A 20,483-nucleotide genomic window follows, 5' to 3' on the forward strand; every position below is an offset into this window, starting at 1 on the left:
CTCTACAACAGGAATAGCCGTGACCGCCACTGCGTGGACCCTCATTATCACCGCTCTGCTTCTGGCGACCTTTTCGCTGGGCATCGCGCTGGCGCTCTGGCGCCGGCTGCGTTCCCACAAGCAGAGTCACTATGCGCTGATCAATGTACTGCGCAATGAGATCCAGGCGATGACCAGCAGTTCGATCGGCATGGGCAAGCGGCTGGTCGATGTCGAGCAGCGCCTCAACGTTACCAGCGAGAAACAGCTGGAGCTGGAAAATCGCGACCCGGGTGTACTGGCCTACAATCAGGCGGCCCGGCTGATGGAGATGGGCGCCGACGTCGACGACCTGGTCAAGAATTGTGGTATCGGCCGACCGGAGGCCGAGCTGATGGCGCTGCTACATAAAGAGCTGCAATCCAACGACGCGCTTGGTCACGACCGGTAACCGGCATCGCGCTGCACCGACGGGCGGCTGAGCTGCTCATTCTTCAGGCTGTAGGCGAAGGCGATGATCTCGGCGATCGCCCGGTAGAGCGCTTCCGGTATCTCCTCACCCAGTTCCAATCTCACCAGCACATCAACCAGTTCCGGGCTCTGGTGCATATGCACGCCGTGCTGCTCGGCCAGCTCGATGATCTGCTCGGCGATCAGCCCGCGGCCCTTGGCGGCGATATAGGGGGCACCCTTGTCGGCTTCGTAGCGCAGCGCAACCGCCTGCTTGTCGAGGTCGGTCGTATCGGTCCGCGCGGTCCTTTCAATCTTCTCGTTCATGTTTTCAGGTCGATCAGTTGCTTGCGGACACTGTCCTTGTTACCCGGCGGGCGGCCGATATGGCAGTGCAGCTCGTTGACTTCGAAGCCCTGATTGTCCAGCTGGCTGACGAACTGGGGCAGTCGTTGGCGGATCTCGCTGGCGGTCTCGCGCCGTTCGCACCAGAAACTGCCGGACAGCTGTTCGTCTTGTTGCAGCACCAGCTCGGCGGTCAGGTGGCCGCGCTTGGCCAGGTCGAACTGCAGCTGCACCCGCCACTGGGTCTGGAAGCGTTCATCCTGGCTGCGGCGCTGCTCCTCGGTGATCTTCACCTCGACATTCTCGTAGCGCTCCTCCTGCCTGACCGGCAGGTCCAGCTGGATCACCCGCTCCTGGCCGCCGTCCGGCAGTTCGCGCCACTGCTGCAGCGCGCCCAGCTGCTGGCTGGTATGGCGCGACTGCAGTTTCTGGATCAACTGGTCGAGCTGGCGGCGGGCGTCTTCCGGCAACCGTTCACCCAGCTGCTGCAGCTGCTGCAGTGCCGCTTTCATATCCTGCGCCGGCAGCCCCTTGCCCTGTGCCAGGTTGGATTCGGTCAGCCGACCGCCCAACTCCAGGTTGCGCTGGATCGCCTCCGGACTGTCGATGTCGCCGGGCGTAACGCCGAACAGCGACAACATCGAGCGGACCGCGTTGGCCACCGGGCTGCGGTTGACGGCCCCGTTCTGACTGGCCAACTGCTGTAGCTGGCTGAATACCTCGCCGGTTGGTTGCTGCTGCGGCAAGGCCTGGCGCAGCTGTTCGTCGACCAGCCGTTGCTGCTGTTCGGTCATCGGCACCGCCGGCGGCGGCGCCAGCGCGCGGGCCTGGATGCTGCCGTCCGGTTGCGGCGTTAACCGAAGCTGGGTGCCGATGGCAACCGGTCGCGGGCTGGTCAGCTCAAGGGTGCGGCTGTCAGCCAGTTGCACCCGCAACTGGTGCGGCTGTTGGATATTTTGCGTTGTCTGCGTTGTCTGCGTTGCTTCGACTCTTGGTGCGGTTGTGGTTACTGAGGTGTTCGTTGCCGTTTGCACAACGGTGGTCTGGCGATTGCCGGTGTTGCCCGCTGCTGCCGCGGGCGAAGCGGTCTGCGGGGCGTTTGGCTGGGCGGCAGGCTTGGCTGGCTGTGGGGTATCGCTGATTGTTGGTGCCGGCGAGGGCGGCGGGCTGGCCGGACGTCCGATCGGTGCCGTGGTGTTGGTGGTCGACGGACGGGGCGCAAGCGTGGTGGTTGGCTGGGGTGCCGGCTTGGCGCCGTCCGCCTGCGTCGCTGTGCTTGTCGCATTTATCGGTGTCGACGGAGCCGGTGGTGCGCTACCTGGCGGCGGCGCCGTGGTGGCTGCTGTCCGGGTCGCTGGCGCCGTTTCGCTGCCATTGCCGGTCGGTGTACTGAGTGTGTTGGCTACCGTCTGGCCGCTTGCGCCGCTGTTGGTCGTGCCGGCGGTGGTTGCAGGCGGTTGGTTTTGCGGGCCCGCCGTTGTACTGGGCGGTCCGGACATGCCGCTCTGGCTTGCCGTTGCTGTTGTTGTGGTCGTGGCGGAGGTGCCGGTTTGTGCTGCGGCGGCACCGTTGTTGTTGGCCTGGGCCGTTGCGGGCTGCGGCTGGCTGCTGATCACCACCCCGTTGCTCGGCTGGCGCAGCGCCGGGCTTTCTGCCGGCTGTTGCCCCGGCTGGAGCCGGCTCAACTGCAGGGTCACGCTGTCGCGGGCCTGTTGGGCCAGCAGGCTTGCCTGGCGGTTGGCCTGCTCAGTGCCGGCCGGGAGTGGCGGGCTGGCCGGTTGCTGAATTTGTAGCCGGCCGTCCTGCTGTTGCAGCAGTTCGATCAGCGAACCCTTGGCCAGCGGCTGGCTGGCGGTCAGTTGCAGCAGCTGGTTGTTGACCTCCACCGTCAGCCGGTAGCTGTTGCCACCGGCCGGTTGGCTGACCGACACCACCTTGCCGCTGATCGGCGTATCGACCGGCAACGTCTTCCCTGCGGCCTGGTCGCTGCTGTCGTTGCGGCTGGTGCCGGCTGGCGGTGGGGATGGTATGCCCGGGATCAAGGATTGCTACTCCAGCAGTATCAGTACGTTGGCTCAATGCTACACCGAACCGGATTTTGTATATAATGACTCGCTTTATTATTCGTCGGCGAAAGTCGCGAAAAGTGAAGTAGTTTTAGCTGTCGATCAGCCTGGGGTGTGTCTGTTGTCCGAGCCGTTACTGCGCGTAGAGAAGCTCTTTTGCGAGCGCGATGACCGAGTCCTGTTCGAGGATCTGAGCTTTTCGGTAAACGGCGGCGAGGTGCTGCAGATCGAAGGGCCCAATGGCAGTGGCAAGACCACCCTGCTGCGTATTCTCAGCGGCCTGTCGCGCAACTACGAAGGTGAGATCTACTGGCGTGGCGAGGCGTTGGCCGATGTCCGTGACCAGTTCCATCGTTCGCTGCTCTATTTTGGCCATCAGCCGGGGGTCAAGGGCACCCTGTCGCCGCTGGAAAACCTGAGCTGGTATGCCGCCATGCACCCGTCGGTGGATAGCGAACGTATCTTGGAGGCGCTGGAACGGGTGGGCCTGCGCGGCTACGAGGATGTCCCCTGTCATACCCTGTCGGCGGGTCAGCACCGCCGGGTCAGCCTGGCGCGGCTCTACCTGAGCGATGCGCCGCTGTGGATCCTCGACGAGCCGTTCACCGCCATCGACAAGAAGGGGGTGGCGGCCAAAGAGGCGTTGATCCTGCGTCATGCCCAGGCCGGCGGCACGGTAATCCTGACCACCCACCACGAAATGGCGCTCGGCGAGCGGATCCGACGACTCGATCTTTCCAACGGAGCGGGAACTTTATGAACAATCCCGTGACCAATGCCCGGCTGGAGTCGGTTGAGAAGGGAATAATGGCGCTGTTCTGGGCGGTATTGAAACGCGACCTGCTACTGGCGTTCCGGCGCCGCAGCGACCTGCTTAACCCGCTGATCTTTTTCCTGATGGTGGCCAGTCTGTTCCCGTTGGGGATCAGCCCGGAACCGACCTTCCTGGCCCAACTGGCGCCGGGGGTGGTTTGGGTCGGTGCGTTGCTGGCGACGCTGCTGTCGATGGACAGCCTGTTCCGGTCCGACTTCGACGACGGCACTCTGGAACAGACGCTGCTGAGTCCGCAGCCGCTGTTTCTGGTGGTGCTGGCCAAGGTGCTGGCGCACTGGATGATGACCGGGCTGCCGCTGACGTTGATGGCACCGCTGTTGGGGGTGATGCTGTTCCTGCCGGCAGAGGGGATGTGGGGGCTGATTGTCAGTCTGCTGCTGGGCACCCCGACGCTGAGCCTGGTCGGTGCCATCGGCGCGGCGCTGACGGTCGGTTTGCGCAAAGGCGGCGTGTTGATCTCGCTGCTGGTGTTGCCGCTCTATATCCCGGTGCTGATCTTCGGATCCAGCGCCGTGCAGGCGGCGGTGACCGGGCTGCCGCTGGGCGGTTATCTGGCATTGCTCGGCGCGATGCTGGCATTGGGTGTGGTGCTGGCGCCGTTGGCGATCGCGGCGGCATTGAGAATTTCGGTGAGCGGATAGAGGTATATGGCTGAGAATAAGAAGTGGATGCCGCGCTGGTTCTACCAGATGGCATCGCCACGCTGGTGTTACGACTTTACCGGCAAGTTGCTGCCCTGGTTTGCCGTGGCGGCGGCGCTGTTGTTGGCGGCCGGTATGGTCTGGGCGCTGGCGTTTGCGCCGGCCGATTACCAGCAGGGCAACAGTTTCCGCATCATCTACATTCATGTGCCCTCGGCGATCCTGGCCCAGTCCTGCTACATGCTGATGGCGGTGGCCGGCGCAATCGGCCTGATCTGGAAGATGAAGGTCGCTGATATGGTGGCCAAGGCCTGTGCACCGATCGGCGCCACCGTGGCGATCCTGGCGCTGGCCACCGGCGCCATCTGGGGCAAGCCGACCTGGGGCGCCTGGTGGGTATGGGATGCCCGACTGACCTCGATGCTGATCCTGCTGTTCCTCTACCTGGGCGTGATCGCGCTGCACTCGGCGATCGAAAGCGAAGCGACCGCTGCCCAGGCCAGCGCGGTGCTGGCATTGGTTGGCCTGGTCAATATCCCGATCATCAAGTATTCGGTGGAGTGGTGGAACACCCTGCACCAACCGGCCACTTTCACCCTGACCGAACGCCCGGCGATGCCGGTCGAGATGTGGCTGCCGCTGCTGGTGATGGTGATTGGCTTCTACTGTTTCTTCGCGGTCTCGCTGATGCTGCGGGTCCGCAACGAAATTCTGCGACGTGAACGCCGTGCCGGATGGGTGCGGGATCTGCTGCAGCGCGTGTGAGGTGAGCGGTGAGTTTCGATAGTTTTTCCGAGTTTCTGGCGATGGACGGGCATGGCCTCTATGTCTGGCTGAGCTACGCCATCGCCCTGGTGGTAATCCTGGTTAACCTGGTCAGTCCGGTGCTTGCCCGCAAGCAGCTGCTGTCCGAGCTGGCGCGTCGTTTGCGCCGGGAGGCGAAAAGCTGATGAATGCCAAGCGTAAGCAGCGGTTGATGATCGTGTTATTTATTGTATTTGGCGTGACTGTCGCCGTCGGGCTGACCCTGTATGCGCTCAGCCAGAATATCAACCTGTTCTACTCGCCGAAGCAGATCGTTGCCGGCGAAGCGCCGCTGGACACCCGCATCCGCGCCGGCGGCATGGTGGTGGAGGGTAGTATCCAGCGCGACTCGAACAGCCTCAAGGTCAGCTTTGACATGACCGACTACGCCGACACCGTGCGGGTCGAATACACCGGTATCCTGCCCGACCTGTTCCGCGAGGGACAGGGCATCGTGGCGCAGGGTAAACTGGATGCAAACGGCGTGTTCCAGGCGGTGGAAGTCCTGGCCAAGCATGACGAGAACTACATGCCGCCCGAAGTGGCGGAGGCGCTGAAGGAATCCGGCCAGATGCCGCGGCAGGCTGCGGAGGCGTACAACAAATGATTCCCGAGCTCGGTCAATTCTCGCTGATCCTGGCGCTCTGCCTGGCGGCGCTGCTGGCGGTGGTGCCGCTGGCCGGTGCCGCCCGCAGCAACGCACTCTGGATGGGCTATGCCCGGCCGCTGGCCAGCGGCATGTTCCTGTTCCTCAGTATCAGCATGTTGTGCCTGGGGTATGCCTTCGTCAGCGACGACTTCTCGGTCAAGTACGTGGCCGGCAACTCCAATACCGCTCTACCGATCTATTACAAGCTCAGTGCGATCTGGGGCGGCCACGAGGGGTCGCTGCTGTTGTGGGTGCTGATCCTCGGTGGCTGGACCTGGGCGGTAGCGCTGAAGAGCGAGAACCTGCCGCTGGATATCGTTGCCCGGGTACTCGGGGTGATGGGGCTGATTGCGGTCGGCTTCATCCTGTTCACCCTGCTGACCTCCAGCCCGTTCGAGCGGCTGCTGCCGCGCTTCCCGGCCGAGGGCGGCGACCTGAACCCGCTGCTGCAGGATATCGGCCTGATTCTCCATCCGCCGATGCTTTACATGGGCTATGTCGGCTTTTCCGTTGCCTTCGCCTTCGCCATCGCCGCACTGCTCAGCGGCCGGCTCGATGCCGCCTGGGCCCAGTGGTCGCGCCCCTGGACCAATATCGCCTGGTCGTTCCTGACCCTCGGCATCGCGCTGGGCAGCTGGTGGGCATACTACGAACTGGGCTGGGGCGGCTGGTGGTTCTGGGACCCGGTGGAAAACGCCTCCTTCATGCCCTGGTTGGTCGGTACCGCGCTGGTGCACAGCCTGGCGGTGACCGAGAAACGCGGCGTGTTCAAGAGCTGGACCGTGCTGCTGGCGATCTTCGCCTTCTCGCTCAGCCTGCTGGGGACCTTCCTGGTCCGCTCCGGGGTGCTGACCTCGGTCCATGCGTTCGCCTCCGATCCGGAGCGCGGCTACTTCATCCTGGCGCTGCTGGCGATCACCATCGGCGGCTCGCTGCTGCTGTACGCGGTCAAGGCGGCCCATGTGAAGAGCGAATCCAGCTTCGAGCTGTTGTCGCGTGAGACCTTCCTGCTGGTCAACAACATCCTGTTGGTGGTGACCGCGATGATGGTGCTGCTCGGCACCCTCTATCCGCTGTTCATCGATGCGCTGGGGATGGGCAAACTGTCGGTCGGCCCGCCGTACTTCAATGCGCTGTTCATTCCGCTGATGTCGATCCTGGTGCTGTTCCTCGGTGTCGGGGCGATCAGCCGCTGGAAGCGCGTGGACGGCAAGCTGCTGCTGAAACAGCTGTGGCTGCCGGCACTGGCCAGTTTGCTGGCGGGCATCGCCTTTCCGCTGATCTATGGCGACGGCTTCAATGGCGGGGTAGCGCTGGCAATGGCGCTGGCGTTCTGGATCTGCTTCTCCGGCCTGCGCGACCTGCGCAACAAGACCGCCAACAAGCCGGACCTGGCCAGCGGCCTGCGCGGCTTGTCGCGCAGCTACTACGGCATGGTGCTGGCGCATGTCGGGGTGGCGGTGACGGTGGTGGGGGTCGCGCTGGTGTCGGTCTACAGCGAAGAGCGCGACCTGCGTATGGCGCCGGGTGACCGGCTGGCGTTCAAGCGCTACGAATTCGTCTTCGAGGGCGCCCGCCACGCCGAGGGCCCGAACTATACCTCCGATATGGGGGTGATCCGGGTGCTGAAGGGGGGCGAGCCCTACACCGAACTGCGCCCGGAGAAACGGCTCTATACCGCACGCGGCAACGTGATGACCGAGGCGGCGATCGATCCCGGCCTGTTCGGCGATCTCTATGTCGCGCTCGGCGAGCCGCTGGCGCAGGGCGCCTGGGCGGTGCGGGTGCAGCACAAGCCGTTCGTGCGCTGGCTCTGGCTCGGCGGCCTGATGATGACCCTGGGCGGCCTGCTGGCCGCCACCGACCCGCGCTATCGCAAGCAGCGCCGCCGCCAGGCCGTTGCCGCGAATTCCGCTGAACAAGTGACTGCCTGAACGGAGAGGCCCGATGCGTCGATTTATACTGTTCCTGCCCCTGGCGATCTTCTTTGTCCTGGGGCTGTTCTTCTGGAAGGGATTGCAGCTGGACCCGACCGAACTGCCGTCGGCGCTGATCGACAAGCCGGTGCCAGCGTTCCAGCTCAGTGCGCTGGATGACGAAGCCAAGCTGCTCACCGAAGCCGATCTGCGCTTTGGCGAACCGGTGTTGATGAACGTCTGGGCCACCTGGTGCCCCTCCTGCAAAGTCGAGCACGCCCAGCTGAATCGCATCGCCCAAGAAGAGGGCGTCAAGATCGTCGGCATCAACTACAAGGATGACCGCGATCAGGCCAATGAGTGGCTGCGCAAATACGATAACCCCTACGCGCTCAATATCTACGACGACAAGGGCAGCCTGGGGCTGGACCTGGGGGTGTACGGTGCGCCGGAAACCTACGTGGTGGACGGTGACGGGGTGATCCGCTACAAGCATGTCGGCGTGGTCGATGAAACCGTATGGCAGCAGCTCAAGCAGGTGATCGCCCAGATCAACGCGGGTGACCGCTCATGAAACGCTGGCTGATGTTGCTGGCGCTGCTGTGGCCGTTGCAGGGCTGGGCGGCGATCGATACTTACGAGTTCAAGGACGAGCAGACCCGCGAACGGTTTCGGCATCTGACCGCCGAACTGCGCTGCCCGAAGTGCCAGAACCAGAATCTTGCCGATTCCGACGCGCCGATCGCCAAGGATCTGCGCAACGAGATCCACCGGATGTTGCAGGCGGGCGAGCCGGACGGCGAGATCATCGACTTCATGGTCACCCGCTATGGCGAATTCGTCCTCTATCGGCCGCCGCTGACCGGCAGCACCTACCTGCTCTGGTACGGGCCGTTCCTGCTGCTGGCGATCGGTGCGCTGGTGGTGCTGATGATCAGCCGCCGCAAGCGTCGGGCCGACAACGCTGAGCCTGAAGAAACATTGAATCCCGAGCAGCGTCGGCAGCTGGATGAGCTTTTGAAACAGGACCCCGATAAAAAATGAGTAGTTTGTGGATCGGCATCAGCCTGCTGACCCTGCTGGCGCTGGCGTTTGTGTTCCTGCCGCTGGTACGGGCCCGCCGTGCCCAACTGGCCGAGCAGGTCGAGGATCGCCGCCAGCAGAATATCGATATCTTCCGCGAGCGGCTGGCCGAGCTGCAGCAGGAACTCGACAGCGGTAACCTGGCGCAGGCCGAGTTCGAGCAGCTGAAGCTGGAGTTGGAGAAAAACCTGCTGCATGACGCCGAGGCTCTGCCGCTGCAGGCCAAGGTCCAGCTCGACGGTCGCCAGCTGATCACCGTGCTGTTGCTGGCACTGATCCTGCCGACGGCCGCTTTCGGTCTCTATGCCAAGCTGGGCCGGTTTGATGACCTGATGGTGGCCCAGCAACTCGCCGAGGACCCGTTCGACGGCCGCCAGCCGACTCTGGAGGAAGCGCTGGCACAGCTGGAGCAAGAACTGGCGGCACGGCCGGATAATGCCGAAGGCTGGTATATGCTGGCCAGTACCTATCTGGGGATGGGCCGGTATGCCGATGGCGCCGAGGCGCTGAGCAAGGTGGTTGCACTGTTGCCGCAGGACGCGCCGCAGTATCCCGGCGTGATGGGGCAGTACGCCCAGGCACTCTATTTCGCCGCCGATGGCCAGATGACCGACCAGATACGCAAGCAGATCGACCAGGTGCTGGCGATCGACCCGTTCGAGGTCACCACGTTGGGGCTGCTGGGTATCGATGCCTTCGAACAGCAGCAGTATGAAGCGGCGATCGATTACTGGCGCAAGGCACTCGACCGTGCCGAAGGCAAGGCCGCTGAGTCCCTGCGCACCGGTATCGGCAAAGCGCGCGAAGCGTTGATTGCACAAGGCAAGCCGGCACCGGAGCTGCCGGAACTGGCGCCGGTACAGATCCGGGTCAGCGTGGCGTTGGCTGAAACCCTGCGGGATAAGGTCTCGGCCGAGGATACGGTGTTCGTATTCGCCCGTCCGGTCGGCGGCCGGATGCCGCTGGCGGCGCTTAAGTTGACCGTTGCCGAACTGCCGGCCGAAGTGGTGCTGGACGATTCGCTGGCGATGATGCCGGAAGCGAAGCTGTCGTCGGTGCAACAGGTGGAGGTGACTGCCAAGGTTTCTGCGTCGGGCCAGCCGCAACAGCAACCGGGTGATCTGTATGGCAGCCGTTCTCCGGTGCAGGTGGGTGGCGAGAATCAGGTGGTTGAGCTGCTGATCGACAAGGTTGTCGAGTAAGCGGCGGTTGTAGAGCGAGCGGGGCTCGTTCTATAGTTGCACCATTCTTTAACTTTTAGCGACGGGAAGCTGTTGATCGTATGGAAATCGGTCTGCGTGAATGGCTAATTATCGGTGGCATCCTGGTGATCCTGCTGATCATCCTGGACGGCTGGCGGCGCATGAAAGGTGCGCGCAACAACCGGCTGCGTCTGGATATCGACAAGGAACTGCCTGATAGCGATGCGCCGGAAGATGAGTTCAATCCGGAGTTGCCCAACGGTGGCGCCCGGGTGTCGAGCCAACCGCAACCGCTGTTCGAGCATATCGAGCCGCGTTTCGATACCGCGATCGAATTGGACGACGCTGCCGAGCCGGCCGTTGCCGAGCGTAAGCCGCAGCCGCCGCAGGCTGCGCAGTCGACCTATCAGTACCCGCCGCAGGAGCCCTCTGCTGTCGATCCGGAACGGGTGCCGCTGATCACCGAGTTGGCGGAGCCGGAAACCGAGCCGGAACCGCAGTCCGTACCGATTCGACCGGCGGCCGTCGAGACGCCCGAGCCGGTCGATCCGAGCGACGCGGAACCGCTGTTCGAAACGCCGCTTGAACCGAGCCCGGCACCAGAACAGACCGCCGACTGGACCGATCAGCCCGCTGCCGAGGACGCCGATCCGCTGCGCGAGACGGAAACGGCCAAGCCGGACCCGCTGCTGGCGCCGTTGCCTGACCAGCCGTTGCCTGAACCGCGGGGAATCGGTGATGAGCAACCGATACTTGCTGATCAGCAGCGACCGCTCAGCGACGATCCGCTGATGGACCTGGACAAGCCGATCACCGAACTGCTGGCGCAGCGTGCCGATGCGCCGCGTCAGGCCGCTCCCGGCCGGACCGCTCCCGGCCGGACCGCACCGCGAGCAGCAGAGACAGCTGCGGTTGAAATAACCCACAGCCAGGCCGAACTGGCGCTGGAGCCGGATGCCGAGCCTGAAGCGCAGCCTGTGGCGACACAACCGGAGCCTTCAGCCAAGGTTGAAGAGCCCTCAGCCAAGCCTGAAAAGCCCTCGGCCAAGCTTGAACAGCCGCCGGCACAGCCTGATGTCGAGCCGGCGCCGGTCGAAACCTCCGTTGATTTCCGGGCCGAGGCCGAACAACAGCTGGATCGGGCCGCCGAGATCGAGCTGGAGCCGCCGCAGGCTGTTCCTGCACGGCAGACCATCTCTCCGGAGACCGTATCCCGGCAGGCCGGACCCCGGGAAGCCGGACCTCAAGTCGCCCAGCCGCCGGAGTTGGCCGAGAGTTTCGATCCCCGTGAAGATACTTCTGATGCCCGCCATTCGCTGCAGAACGCCCGGGTCAAAGGCGGCACCTTGCGCAAGGAGCCGGACCCGGCCAATGTGCTGGTGGTGTCGGTGCTGGCCAGATCGCCGGAAGGCCTGAACGGCCAGGCACTGCTGCAGTTGGTACTGGCCTGTGGCATGCGCTTTGGCGATATGGATATCTTCCACCGTTTCGAAGATGGTATCGACCGGGGCGCGGTACAGTTCAGCATGGCCAACGCAGTCGGTGGCGGTACCTTCGATATCGACAGTATGGCCCGGGAGAACACCCCGGCGGTCTCCTTCTTCATGTCGATGGAGGAGCCGCACGAAGTGATGAACGCCTTCAACTGCATGCTGGCGACGGCGGAAACCGTGGCCCGCTATCTAGACGGCGAGCTGGTGGACGAAAACCGTTCGGTGATGCGCTCGCAAACCCAGGAACACTACCGCCAGCGCGTACGCGACTTCGAAATGCACAACATGCGTCGCCGTAACATCTGAACGGCGACGCGCTTTTCCTTCCGCTTTAATAGATTGAGAACCCTTGCGCGTGTCTATCGAACAGGACATTCAGCGTCTGCGTGACCAGATCAACCAGCATAACTACCGCTACTACGTGCTGGACGATCCGCAGATTCCCGATGCCGAATACGACCGCCTGTTCCAGCAGCTCAAGCAGCTGGAGCAGGATAATCCGGAACTGGTCAGCCCTGACTCACCGACCCAGCGAGTGGGTATGCTGCCGCTCGGCGAATTCAGTCAGGTTCGCCACGAACAGCCGATGCTGTCGCTGGACAACGCGTTCAGCGCCGACGATATGCGTGATTTCGAGCGCCGTATCCGCGACCGGCTGGAGTGGCCGGCCGAGCGGCCGCTGATGTTCGCCTGCGAACCCAAGCTGGATGGCATCGCGGTCAGCCTGCTGTACGAGGAGGGGGTACTGGTGCGTGGCGCCACCCGCGGCGACGGCACCACCGGCGAGGATATTACCCAGAACGTACGCACCATCCCCAGCATCCCGTTGCGGCTGATCGGTGAGGGCTATCCGCGCCGGCTGGAGGTGCGCGGCGAGATCTATATGCCCAAGGCCGGCTTCGACAAACTCAATGAAGCGGCCCGTGCCCGCGGCGATAAGACCTTTGTCAATCCGCGCAACGCCGCCGCCGGCAGCCTGCGTCAGCTGGACTCCCGGATTACCGCCCAACGGCCGCTGGAGATGTGCGCCTACGGTGTCGGCATAGTCGATGGGGGCGAGCTGCCGGGCCAGCATGTGGCGATCCTGCAGCAACTGCAGCAGTGGGGGCTGCGCATCAACCGCCATATGCGGCTGGTGGAGGGCGTAGAGGGTTGCCTCGGCTATTACTCTCAGCTGGCGCAGCTGCGTGATTCGCTGCCCTACGATATCGATGGCATCGTGTTCAAAGTCAACGAGCTGGCACTGCAGCGGGAACTCGGCTTCGTTGCCCGCGCGCCGCGCTGGGCGATCGCCCACAAGTTTCCGGCCCAGGAGGAGATCACCCGGGTCCGCGCTATCGAGTTCCAGGTCGGCCGTACCGGCGCCATTACCCCGGTGGCCCGGTTGGAGCCGGTGTTCGTCGGCGGTGTCACCGTCTCCAATGCCACGCTGCACAATATGGACGAGATCGCCCGGCTGGATGTGCGGGTCGGCGACAGTGTGGTGATCCGCCGTGCCGGCGATGTGATTCCGCAGGTGGTCAAGGTGCTGCGTGAGCGTCGCCCGGAAGACACCGCGCCGGTTGCCGTGCCGGATCACTGCCCGGTCTGCGGCTCCGATGTCGAGCGGGTGCAGATCGCCCGTTACGGCAAGGGCGGCCAGGTTCAGCAGGTGGAAGGCGCCGCCTACCGCTGCGTCGGCCGGCTCAGCTGCGAAGCCCAGTTGAAGCAGGCGATCATCCACTACGTGTCGCGCAAGGCGATGGATATCGACGGCCTCGGCGACAAGAGTGTCGAACTGCTGGTGGACAAGGAATTGATCCGCACCCCGGCCGACCTGTACCGGCTGCGCAAGGAGCAGCTGGTGCCGCTGGAGGGGTTCGGCGAGCTGTCCGCCGCCAACCTGCTGGCTTCGCTGCAGGCCAGCAAGCAGGTGCCGCTGGCCCGCTTTATCTATGCCCTCGGTATTCCCGATGTCGGTGAGGAGACCGCCCGGGTGCTGGCGCAGAGTTTCGGCACGCTGGACCGTATCCGCCGGGCGTTGCCGGACCTGCTGACCTGGCTGCCGGATATCGGCCGCGAGGTGGCGCAGGAGATCAGCCATTTCTTCACCGACCCGCACAACTGCGAGGCGATCGACGACCTGCTGCAGCAAGGCATCGAACTGCAGCAGAGCGGTGAGCTGGATCCGCGCCTGGGTGGCGCCATCTCGCTGGCCGACCTGCTGGTGAAACTGGAGATCCCGGCGGTGGCCAAGACCACGGCGGCTCGGCTGGCCGATCATTTCCAGACCCTGGAGGCGATCCTGGCCGCCGACGAACTGCAGCTGCGGCTGGTGGAAAAACTCTCCAAACGTGCCATCGACAGCCTGCTGGCCCATACTGGCGAAGAGGCGTTCTGCCGCCGGGCCCGTCAGCTGGAAGCCCAGTTGCTGGAGTTCGGCATGCACTGGCAGTGTCAGCCGGAGCCAAGTGCCAGTGCGGCACTGCCGTTGGACGGGCTGATCTATGTGCTGACCGGCACGCTGGAACAGCTCAGTCGCAGCGAGGCCAAGAACCATCTGCAGGCGCTGGGTGCCAAGGTGGCGGGCAGTGTATCGAAGAACACCGACGTGGTGGTGGCCGGTCCCGGCGCCGGCTCCAAGCTGGCCAAGGCCCAGCAACTGGGGCTGGAGGTGATCGACGAGGAGGCGTTTATGCAACTGTTGGCCGAGCACGGAATTCAGTCATGAGGTCGTTGCTGTCGCTGGTGATGCTGACCCCGCTGCTGCAGGGCTGTCTGTGGCAGACCCAGCCAGGCGACAGCTGCGATTACAGCGGCCGTGAGGAGGATCAGCTGGCGGCGGTACAGGTTGCCCTGCAACGCTGGCAGATGCCGCCGGCGGTGGGTCTGGCCCTGCTGGAGCCCAAGGGGCCGCCCTGGGTGCGGCCGCGACCGCTGGACTGGGACGAGTACCGGATGCAGAGCGAAAACTGGTCGGCCAGCGCCGCTGAACTGGCCGATTCGGTCGACTTCATCGGCTGGTTTGGTCAGCGCGGCAAGCAGCGGCTGCGGCTGGACTGGCAGCAGGTGAGCGATCACTACCTGGCGATCCGGCTCGGCCACGGTGGCTATTTCCGCCGTATCAAGGGCCAGCATCCGCAGCTCGAACAACAGGCCGAACAGGCCGCGCTGCGCGCCGAGCAATGGCAGGCCAGGCTGCAGCGCTGTCCGCCGACGGTGGCCGGCGAGCGCTGGTGGCAGGTCTGGTAGTGCTGCCAGACCGTTCCCTTGGCAACAATTCCTATACTGATGATTATTCCCTATCAACAACTCTCCCCGGAGGCGCTGCAGGGCTTGCTGGAGGAGTTCGTCAGCCGTGACGGTACCGATTATGGCGAGCAGGAGGTTTCACTTGAGGCGCGGGTTGCGCAGGTGCAGCGACTGTTGGCCCTCGGTGAGGTGGTGATCCTGTTCAGCCAGCAGACAGGGCAGTGCAATATCGTAGAAAGGTCCCGGCTCGACTGAACCCGACCGGGCTGTTCTTTCACGCTAGAGGAGGTACCCCATGGAGCAACTCGATCAGATTGTCAGCCTGATAGCGCTGTCGATGGGGGTGGCCTGGGCCAGCGGTATCAATCTCTACGCCACCGTGCTGATGCTCGGCGTGCTGAGCAATATGGGCCATATCCAACTGCCGGCCGAACTGCAGATCGTCGCCGATCCGCTGGTATTGATGGCGGCCGGCTTGATGTACTGCGTGGAGTTCTTCGCCGACAAGGTGCCCGGCGTCGATACCGGCTGGGACGGCCTGCATACCTTTATCCGAATACCGGCCGGGGCCGCGTTGGCGGCCGGTGCGGTGGGTGATATCAGCCCGGCGGTGGAGCTGGCGGCGGCGCTGGTGGGCGGTTCGCTGGCCGCCGGTGCCCATGCGGTCAAGGCCGGCAGCCGGGTGATGATCAACACCTCGCCGGAACCGGTCACCAACTGGACCGCCTCGGTCAGTGAAGACCTGCTGGTGCTGGCCGGTTTGTGGACCGCGCTGAACCATCCGGCCTGGTTCCTGGCCGGTCTGCTGCTGTTTATCCTGTTGATGATCTGGCTGCTGCCGAAGCTGTGGCGCGGGGTGAAAAAGGTGTTCGGCGCGATCCTGCGATTCTTCGGCATGGCGGGTTCCGAGCCGCCCGAGTTGCCGAAAGGCCCGGTGACCCCGGTTACCAACCCGCCGGCGGCGAAACTGGATGGGCCAGGTAGATCGGGTGATTAAATGCCCGGTCATTGGCTTATGACCAGCTGCCCTCGTTAGCCAAGCATTCAGGGCGCTGCCAATTCTGCCGTAGCAGCCCGCTCCGCGGGCGACCGATCTGGGCTACCGATCTTGGGCTACGAAGCACGGACCCTGTAGCAGTGGGCTCCGACCGCGACAGTATTGGCACCGTCCGTGGGTACCGCCCTCGGAGCGGCTGCTACGAAGCGTGAACCCTGTAGCAGCGGGCTCCGACCGCGACAGTATTGGCACCGTCCGTGGGTACCGCCCTCGGAGCGGCTGCTACGAAGCGTGGACCCTGTAGCAGCGGGCTCCGACCGCGACAGTATTGGCACAGTCCGTGGGTATCGCCCTCGGCACCCGCAGGGCATAAAAGCGGGCTGCTACGAATCAACCGGCATCGCGCCGGACTCTCCGCCTCGATGCGCAGCTTGAAGCTTATCGTTGAAAGCTCAGCTAAGTCAGGCCCAGCCTTCCATATGCACTCCGCTGATCAGCAGTCGCAGCAGGTCGCTGCGACAGACAACGCCGATCACCTGGTCGTTGTCGTCGACCACCGGAATGCAGTAGATCCGCTGTTCCAGAAAGGTGGCAACCACCCGGCGCAGTTCGGTGGTGCGCTTTGCCGCGACCAACTGCCCCGAGTAGAGCCCTGACAGCTTGTCGAAGGAATCCTTGCCGTGGCGCAACAGGTCGCGGTCGGAGACCACGCCCAATGGCCGGCCGTCATCAGCTACCACCACCAGGTGGCGGATCTCCAGGCTCTCCATCCGTTGCCAGGCGCGGATCACCGAGCTGTCCGGCGAGATGGTATGTGCCGGTTTGCTCATCACCTGGCCGACCAGCAGCGGCGGCGGCCGGTTGTCGGGCGGGGCCTGCTCGTCGGTGTTGGCATAGGCGCGAACCGCCTGTTTTTGCTTGCGTTGCTCCGGCGTCAGGTTTTCCGGCAGTGGAAACTTGTTGCCGTCGGCGTGCAGTTGATCCTCCAGATCGGCGCTGCGGTGCAGTGGCTTGATTTGTTCGGTAGGCCGCACGTTACCGGCCGGGAACAGCGCATTGCTATCGGTTTGTACCCGGTAGCCGTGGTCGTAGATCACCAGTGCCATCATGCCTCCCGGTGGTGGATGCGGGCAGGGGGCACGCATTCACTTGGTTTATTGTTGTTATCTTATTATATCGCCTGCCGGATCAGCTTCTTGACCAGAAAACGGCTCGGGTCGAGCGCATCGCAGATCTCCCGGTCGAGCGGCAGCGGTTCGTCGCAGATCAGCGCCGCCAGCAGTTCCGCGCACAGCGGCGCGGTGATCAGTCCCTTGGAGCCATGCGCCAGGTTGACGTAGAGGCCGGGATGGCGCGCCGGCGGGCTGTCATCGAATGGCCAGCGGGCGTCGTCGCGCAGTTTGTCGTACTGTTCGACAAAGTCAGCCGGGCGAGGCAGTTCGCCGACCAGCGGTAGATAGTCGCTGCTGGCGCAGCGGTAGCCGACCCGGCCCTCATGCAGCGGCTGCTCGGCCAGCGCGTCGGCCAGTTCCGGCAGGGCTACCGCCAGGGTGGCCAGGTTTCGCTGAACGTCGCTTGACCGCAGGTTGCTGTCCGTATCGCCGATATCGAAGGTGGCGCCGAAGCAGTACTGGCCCTGCCAGGGCGGCGAAATATAGCCGTCGGCGCAGACCACGGTTTTCAGCGCCGGCAGATCTGCCGGCACCGGAGCATGGGTCACCTGACCGCGGATCGCTTTCAGCGGCAGCATCTGGCTCTGTTCGAGCTGACGGGCGTCGGCGGCATTGGCGATCACCACCTGACGGGCCCGGTAACGGCCGCTGTTGCATTCGAGTTGCCAGCTTTGCTGCTGCGGATCGTATTGCAGCTTCTCCACCTGGCAGTCGCTGATCAGTTCGATCAGCGGATGCTCGGCCAGCCGTCGGCACAATGCTGGCGGGTTGACCCAGCCGGCAGCCGGAAACAGCAGCGCCGGTGAATGGATCGGCAGGCCGGCGATCTCGCTGGCCTGTGCGGCATCCAGCCCGTGCAGCAGTTGCGCAGGCAGGTGGCCGCTGGCCAGGACCTGCTCGAAGCGCGTCGCCGTCTTGTCATTCGGTGCCGTCAGCATCACGCCGCAGTCGTCGTGCAACTGGCGTTGCGGGTCCAGCTGTGCCAGCAGCCGCTGGCTGAACAGCATGCCGAGGCTATGCAGCCGGGCCTGCTTGGTCATCTGCAGGGTCGGTTTGGCATAGAGCGCCCCCTGGCGGTTGCCGGAGCCACCGCCGGCCAGTTCTGGGCCGCGCTCCAGAATGCGTACCCGGCGGCCGCGTTGAGCCAGTGCCCAGGCGGTGCAGCAGCCGGCCAGCCCGCCGCCGATCAGGGTGATCGGCTGGTCGTCCTGCGGCTGCGGCTGCGGACGCTGGAACCAGGGCGCGTTGCGCACACCGGTGCTGTCGATTGCGGTGCTGCCGGCGAAGCGGCCGACCAGCATCTCGCGCTTGCGACCGAAGCCCGGCACCTTCTCGACGTCGAAGCCGACCTGCTGCAGGCCGCGCCGTACCAGCCCCGCAGCGGTGAAGGTGGCGAAGCTGGTGCCGGGGGCGCTGTGCGCGGCGATGGCGCGGAACAGGGTGTCGCTCCACATCGCCGGGTTCTTGGCCGGCGCGAAACCATCCAGGAACCAGGCGTCGACCCGTCCGTCCAGCTGCGGGAAACAGTCGTCGGCATCGCCCAGCATCAGGGTCAGCCGTACCCGGCCGCCATCGAGGATCAGCCGGTGGAAGCCGGCCAGCGCAGGCGGGTATTGCGCGATCAGCTGCCCGGCGCCATCGGCCAGCTGCGGCCAGTGGGCCAGGGCGCGGGCCAGGTCGTCGCGACTGAGCGGGAATTTTTCCACCGAGATGAAATGCAGCTGCTGATCGGGTCGGCTCTGTTGCAGCCAGAGCTGGCGGGCGCAGAGGAAATTCAGCCCGGTACCAAAACCGGTCTCGGCAATGGTGAAATGCGGGCCCTCATGCTCAGCGAAGCGCTGCTGCAACCGATTGCCGCGCAGGAATACGTAGTCGGTCTCGTCCAGCCCGCCGGCCTTGTTGAAGTAGATATCGTCGAACTGATCGGAGATCGGCGTGTTGTCCTGCCAGCTGAGCGTGGCGGCTTCGATGGGGGTATGCTTCATAACGAAATTGTTACAGTTTGGTGGTATTCTGCGCGCTGAATCATAGTTACGGTGGCCCTGTCGAACAGAGATGGAACGGCGACTTCGGGTTGCCGGCGTCCATTATACGGCAGCGGGCCGGTAGAAAGCAGAAACGGTATCAATATGCTGACGCTTGAAGGTAAGAAGATCTGTGTACTGGGGCTGGGCTACGTCGGTCTGCCGCTGGCGGTGGAGTTTGGCAAGCGGTTGCCGACGGTCGGGTTCGATATCAACCAGGCCCGGGTTGCCGAACTGAAGGCCGGCCGGGATAGCACCCTGGAAGTCGAGCCGGAACTGCTGGCCGAGGCGCACCAGCTCAGCTTTACCGCTCAGTTGAGTGAGGTGGCGGACTGCAATATCTATATCGTTACGGTGCCGACGCCGATCGACGAGTACAAGCAGCCGGACCTGTCGCCGCTGCGTGCCTCCAGCGCCGCCATAGGCGAGGTGCTCGCTAAGGGCGATGTGGTGATCTACGAGTCCACCGTCTATCCGGGGGCCACCGAGGAGGTCTGCGTGCCGGAGCTGGAGCGGGTATCCGGCCTGCGCTTCAACGAAGATTTCTTCGTCGGCTACAGCCCGGAACGGATCAACCCCGGTGACAAGAACCACCGTCTGCCGACCATCGTCAAGGTGACTTCCGGTTCCACTCCGGAGGTTGCCGAGCTGGTCGACCAGCTGTACCGCAGCATCATCACCGCCGGCACCCACAAGGCCAGCAGCATCAAGGTGGCCGAAGCGTCCAAGGTGATCGAAAACACCCAGCGCGATCTCAATATCGCGTTGATCAACGAGTTGTCGATCATCTTCGAGAAAGTCGGCATCGATACCCTGGAGGTGCTGGAGGCGGCCGGCACCAAGTGGAATTTCCTGCCGTTCCGGCCGGGTCTGGTCGGTGGTCACTGCATCGGCGTGGACCCCTACTACCTGACCCATAAGGCGCAGTCGCTGGGTTACTTCCCGGACGTGATCCTGGCCGGTCGCCGGATCAACGACGGTATGGGCCAGCATGTCGCCTCGCGGGTGATCAAGCTGATGGTGCAGAAGGGGATCACCGTGCCGGGATCGCGACTGCTGATCCTCGGCCTCAGTTTCAAGGAAAACTGCCCGGATATCCGCAACACCCGGGTGCTGGATCTGCTCGACGAGTTTGCTGACTACCAGATCGAGGTGGATATCCACGACCCCTGGGTCGACCCGCAGGATGCCAGGCATGAGTACGGCATCGAGCTGGTGGAACGGCCGCAGCCGGGCGACTACGACGCCGTGGTGCTAGCCGTCAACCATGTCGAATTCCAGCAGCTGGGCGCCGATGCGATCCACGCCTTCGGCAAGGCCGCGCATGTGCTATTCGACGTCAAATCCGCGCTGCCGGCGGATCAGAGCGATGGCCGTCTTTAAGTGCTGAGTTAACAGATTTGAGTTAACAGTGGCGCAGTGGGCAGAGGCCCTGTAGCAGCGGGCTCCGACCGCGACAGGGTTGGCACAGTCCGGTGGATGTCGCCCTCGGAGCGGTCTGCTACGAATCCACCGGCATCGTGCGGGGCATCCGGTTCGATGAGCTGCTTGCCGCTTCTCGCTCTTTTGCGTAGCAGCGGGTTCTGACCGCGACAG

At 64.1% G+C, this 20,483-nt stretch carries 20 protein-coding genes; 16 read left to right on the top strand and 4 right to left on the bottom strand.

Annotated elements, in window-relative coordinates:
• The first annotated feature begins 19 nt into the window (after positions 1-19).
• Entirely contained in the window at positions 20-430 is a 411-nt protein-coding gene (locus K6T12_RS05150) for a DUF2802 domain-containing protein (RefSeq protein ID WP_315853565.1), read from the top strand.
• Here K6T12_RS05150 and K6T12_RS05155 read toward each other — a convergent pair.
• Positions 418-756: an EscU/YscU/HrcU family type III secretion system export apparatus switch protein gene (locus K6T12_RS05155; RefSeq protein WP_222220141.1), complete on the bottom strand. Its 339-nt coding sequence runs from the start codon at positions 754-756 to the stop codon at positions 418-420. The two genes, K6T12_RS05150 and K6T12_RS05155, sit on opposite strands and share 13 nt — an antisense overlap.
• A complete protein-coding gene (locus K6T12_RS05160) occupies positions 753-2,816 on the bottom strand; it encodes a flagellar hook-length control protein FliK (RefSeq protein WP_222220143.1) in 2,064 nt (687 codons plus the stop codon). Before K6T12_RS05160 ends, K6T12_RS05155 begins: the two co-directional genes overlap by 4 nt.
• A 145-nt stretch (positions 2,817-2,961) precedes the next feature.
• On the opposite strand from K6T12_RS05160, the gene ccmA reads away from it, so the two are divergent.
• From ccmA to K6T12_RS05230, 14 genes are all read left to right on the top strand, one after another.
• Entirely contained in the window at positions 2,962-3,600 is a 639-nt protein-coding gene (ccmA, locus tag K6T12_RS05165) for a cytochrome c biogenesis heme-transporting ATPase CcmA (RefSeq protein WP_222220145.1), read from the top strand.
• Between the two features lie 47 nt (positions 3,601-3,647).
• On the top strand, positions 3,648-4,316 hold the full coding sequence (gene ccmB / locus K6T12_RS05170) for a heme exporter protein CcmB (protein WP_222220217.1): 669 nt from the start codon (positions 3,648-3,650) through the stop codon (positions 4,314-4,316).
• A gap of 6 nt (positions 4,317-4,322) precedes the next feature.
• Complete coding sequence (locus K6T12_RS05175) at positions 4,323-5,081, top strand: heme ABC transporter permease (protein ID WP_315853566.1); 759 nt, start codon at positions 4,323-4,325, stop codon at positions 5,079-5,081.
• Between the two features lie 8 nt (positions 5,082-5,089).
• A complete protein-coding gene (gene ccmD, locus K6T12_RS05180) occupies positions 5,090-5,266 on the top strand; it encodes a heme exporter protein CcmD (RefSeq protein ID WP_222220147.1) in 177 nt (58 codons plus the stop codon).
• Positions 5,266-5,727, top strand: a complete 462-nt coding sequence (gene ccmE / locus K6T12_RS05185; RefSeq protein WP_222220149.1) for a cytochrome c maturation protein CcmE — start codon at positions 5,266-5,268, stop codon at positions 5,725-5,727. Before ccmD ends, ccmE begins: the two co-directional genes overlap by 1 nt.
• Positions 5,724-7,703 carry a heme lyase CcmF/NrfE family subunit gene (locus K6T12_RS05190; protein ID WP_222220151.1) on the top strand — a complete coding sequence of 660 codons (1,980 nt, stop codon included), beginning with the start codon at positions 5,724-5,726 and terminating at the stop codon, positions 7,701-7,703. Before ccmE ends, K6T12_RS05190 begins: the two co-directional genes overlap by 4 nt.
• Positions 7,704-7,716: 13 nt before the next feature.
• Positions 7,717-8,259, top strand: coding sequence for a DsbE family thiol:disulfide interchange protein (locus tag K6T12_RS05195; protein ID WP_222220153.1), 543 nt, complete (start codon positions 7,717-7,719; stop codon positions 8,257-8,259).
• Positions 8,256-8,729 carry a cytochrome c-type biogenesis protein gene (locus K6T12_RS05200; protein ID WP_222220155.1) on the top strand — a complete coding sequence of 158 codons (474 nt, stop codon included), beginning with the start codon at positions 8,256-8,258 and terminating at the stop codon, positions 8,727-8,729. Before K6T12_RS05195 ends, K6T12_RS05200 begins: the two co-directional genes overlap by 4 nt.
• A complete protein-coding gene (gene ccmI, locus K6T12_RS05205; RefSeq protein ID WP_222220157.1) occupies positions 8,726-9,970 on the top strand; it encodes a c-type cytochrome biogenesis protein CcmI in 1,245 nt (414 codons plus the stop codon). The genes K6T12_RS05200 and ccmI overlap by 4 nt, the downstream gene beginning before the upstream one ends.
• Positions 9,971-10,050: 80 nt before the next feature.
• The gene (zipA, locus tag K6T12_RS05210; RefSeq protein ID WP_222220159.1) at positions 10,051-11,769 is read left to right on the top strand and encodes a cell division protein ZipA; all 1,719 of its coding nucleotides are present in this window, start codon (positions 10,051-10,053) and stop codon (positions 11,767-11,769) included.
• A gap of 49 nt (positions 11,770-11,818) precedes the next feature.
• The gene (ligA, locus tag K6T12_RS05215; protein ID WP_222220161.1) at positions 11,819-14,173 is read left to right on the top strand and encodes an NAD-dependent DNA ligase LigA; all 2,355 of its coding nucleotides are present in this window, start codon (positions 11,819-11,821) and stop codon (positions 14,171-14,173) included.
• Positions 14,170-14,694, top strand: a complete 525-nt coding sequence (locus tag K6T12_RS05220; protein ID WP_222220163.1) for a transglycosylase SLT domain-containing protein — start codon at positions 14,170-14,172, stop codon at positions 14,692-14,694. The genes ligA and K6T12_RS05220 overlap by 4 nt, the downstream gene beginning before the upstream one ends.
• Positions 14,695-14,733: 39 nt before the next feature.
• A complete protein-coding gene (locus K6T12_RS05225; protein WP_222220165.1) occupies positions 14,734-14,949 on the top strand; it encodes a YheU family protein in 216 nt (71 codons plus the stop codon).
• Between the two features lie 40 nt (positions 14,950-14,989).
• Positions 14,990-15,691, top strand: coding sequence for a DUF4126 domain-containing protein (locus tag K6T12_RS05230; RefSeq protein WP_222220167.1), 702 nt, complete (start codon positions 14,990-14,992; stop codon positions 15,689-15,691).
• 461 nt (positions 15,692-16,152) lie between these two features.
• On the opposite strand, the gene K6T12_RS05235 is transcribed toward K6T12_RS05230, so the two are convergent.
• On the bottom strand, positions 16,153-16,797 hold the full coding sequence (locus K6T12_RS05235; RefSeq protein ID WP_222220169.1) for a CBS domain-containing protein: 645 nt from the start codon (positions 16,795-16,797) through the stop codon (positions 16,153-16,155).
• 65 nt (positions 16,798-16,862) lie between these two features.
• The gene (gene mnmC / locus K6T12_RS05240) at positions 16,863-18,848 is read right to left on the bottom strand and encodes a bifunctional tRNA (5-methylaminomethyl-2-thiouridine)(34)-methyltransferase MnmD/FAD-dependent 5-carboxymethylaminomethyl-2-thiouridine(34) oxidoreductase MnmC (protein WP_222220171.1); all 1,986 of its coding nucleotides are present in this window, start codon (positions 18,846-18,848) and stop codon (positions 16,863-16,865) included.
• Positions 18,849-18,992: 144 nt separating this feature from the next.
• Here mnmC and tviB point away from each other — a divergent pair, with 144 nt between their 5' ends.
• A complete protein-coding gene (tviB, locus tag K6T12_RS05245) occupies positions 18,993-20,270 on the top strand; it encodes a Vi polysaccharide biosynthesis UDP-N-acetylglucosamine C-6 dehydrogenase TviB (protein ID WP_222220173.1) in 1,278 nt (425 codons plus the stop codon).
• The last annotated feature ends 213 nt before the right edge of the window (positions 20,271-20,483 follow it).

Source organism: Marinobacterium arenosum, from assembly GCF_019795155.1.
GTDB lineage: Bacteria > Pseudomonadota > Gammaproteobacteria > Pseudomonadales > Balneatricaceae > Marinobacterium_C > Marinobacterium_C arenosum.

Excerpts from the sequence above, each read along its gene's own strand:
- zipA (WP_222220159.1), top strand. The coding sequence starts at position 10,051 with ATGGAAATCGGTCTGCGTGAATGGCTAATTATCGGTGGCATCCTGGTG.
- ccmB (WP_222220217.1), top strand. The coding sequence starts at position 3,648 with ATGGCGCTGTTCTGGGCGGTATTGAAACGCGACCTGCTACTGGCGTTC.
- tviB (WP_222220173.1), top strand. The coding sequence starts at position 18,993 with ATGCTGACGCTTGAAGGTAAGAAGATCTGTGTACTGGGGCTGGGCTAC.
- ccmI (WP_222220157.1), top strand. The coding sequence starts at position 8,726 with ATGAGTAGTTTGTGGATCGGCATCAGCCTGCTGACCCTGCTGGCGCTG.
- K6T12_RS05190 (WP_222220151.1), top strand. The coding sequence starts at position 5,724 with ATGATTCCCGAGCTCGGTCAATTCTCGCTGATCCTGGCGCTCTGCCTG.
- K6T12_RS05230 (WP_222220167.1), top strand. The coding sequence starts at position 14,990 with ATGGAGCAACTCGATCAGATTGTCAGCCTGATAGCGCTGTCGATGGGG.
- K6T12_RS05155 (WP_222220141.1), bottom strand. The coding sequence starts at position 756 with ATGAACGAGAAGATTGAAAGGACCGCGCGGACCGATACGACCGACCTC.
- K6T12_RS05220 (WP_222220163.1), top strand. The coding sequence starts at position 14,170 with ATGAGGTCGTTGCTGTCGCTGGTGATGCTGACCCCGCTGCTGCAGGGC.
- K6T12_RS05200 (WP_222220155.1), top strand. The coding sequence starts at position 8,256 with ATGAAACGCTGGCTGATGTTGCTGGCGCTGCTGTGGCCGTTGCAGGGC.
- K6T12_RS05225 (WP_222220165.1), top strand. The coding sequence starts at position 14,734 with ATGATTATTCCCTATCAACAACTCTCCCCGGAGGCGCTGCAGGGCTTG.
- K6T12_RS05195 (WP_222220153.1), top strand. The coding sequence starts at position 7,717 with ATGCGTCGATTTATACTGTTCCTGCCCCTGGCGATCTTCTTTGTCCTG.
- mnmC (WP_222220171.1), bottom strand. The coding sequence starts at position 18,848 with ATGAAGCATACCCCCATCGAAGCCGCCACGCTCAGCTGGCAGGACAAC.
- K6T12_RS05175 (WP_315853566.1), top strand. The coding sequence starts at position 4,323 with ATGGCTGAGAATAAGAAGTGGATGCCGCGCTGGTTCTACCAGATGGCA.
- ccmE (WP_222220149.1), top strand. The coding sequence starts at position 5,266 with ATGAATGCCAAGCGTAAGCAGCGGTTGATGATCGTGTTATTTATTGTA.
- K6T12_RS05235 (WP_222220169.1), bottom strand. The coding sequence starts at position 16,797 with ATGGCACTGGTGATCTACGACCACGGCTACCGGGTACAAACCGATAGC.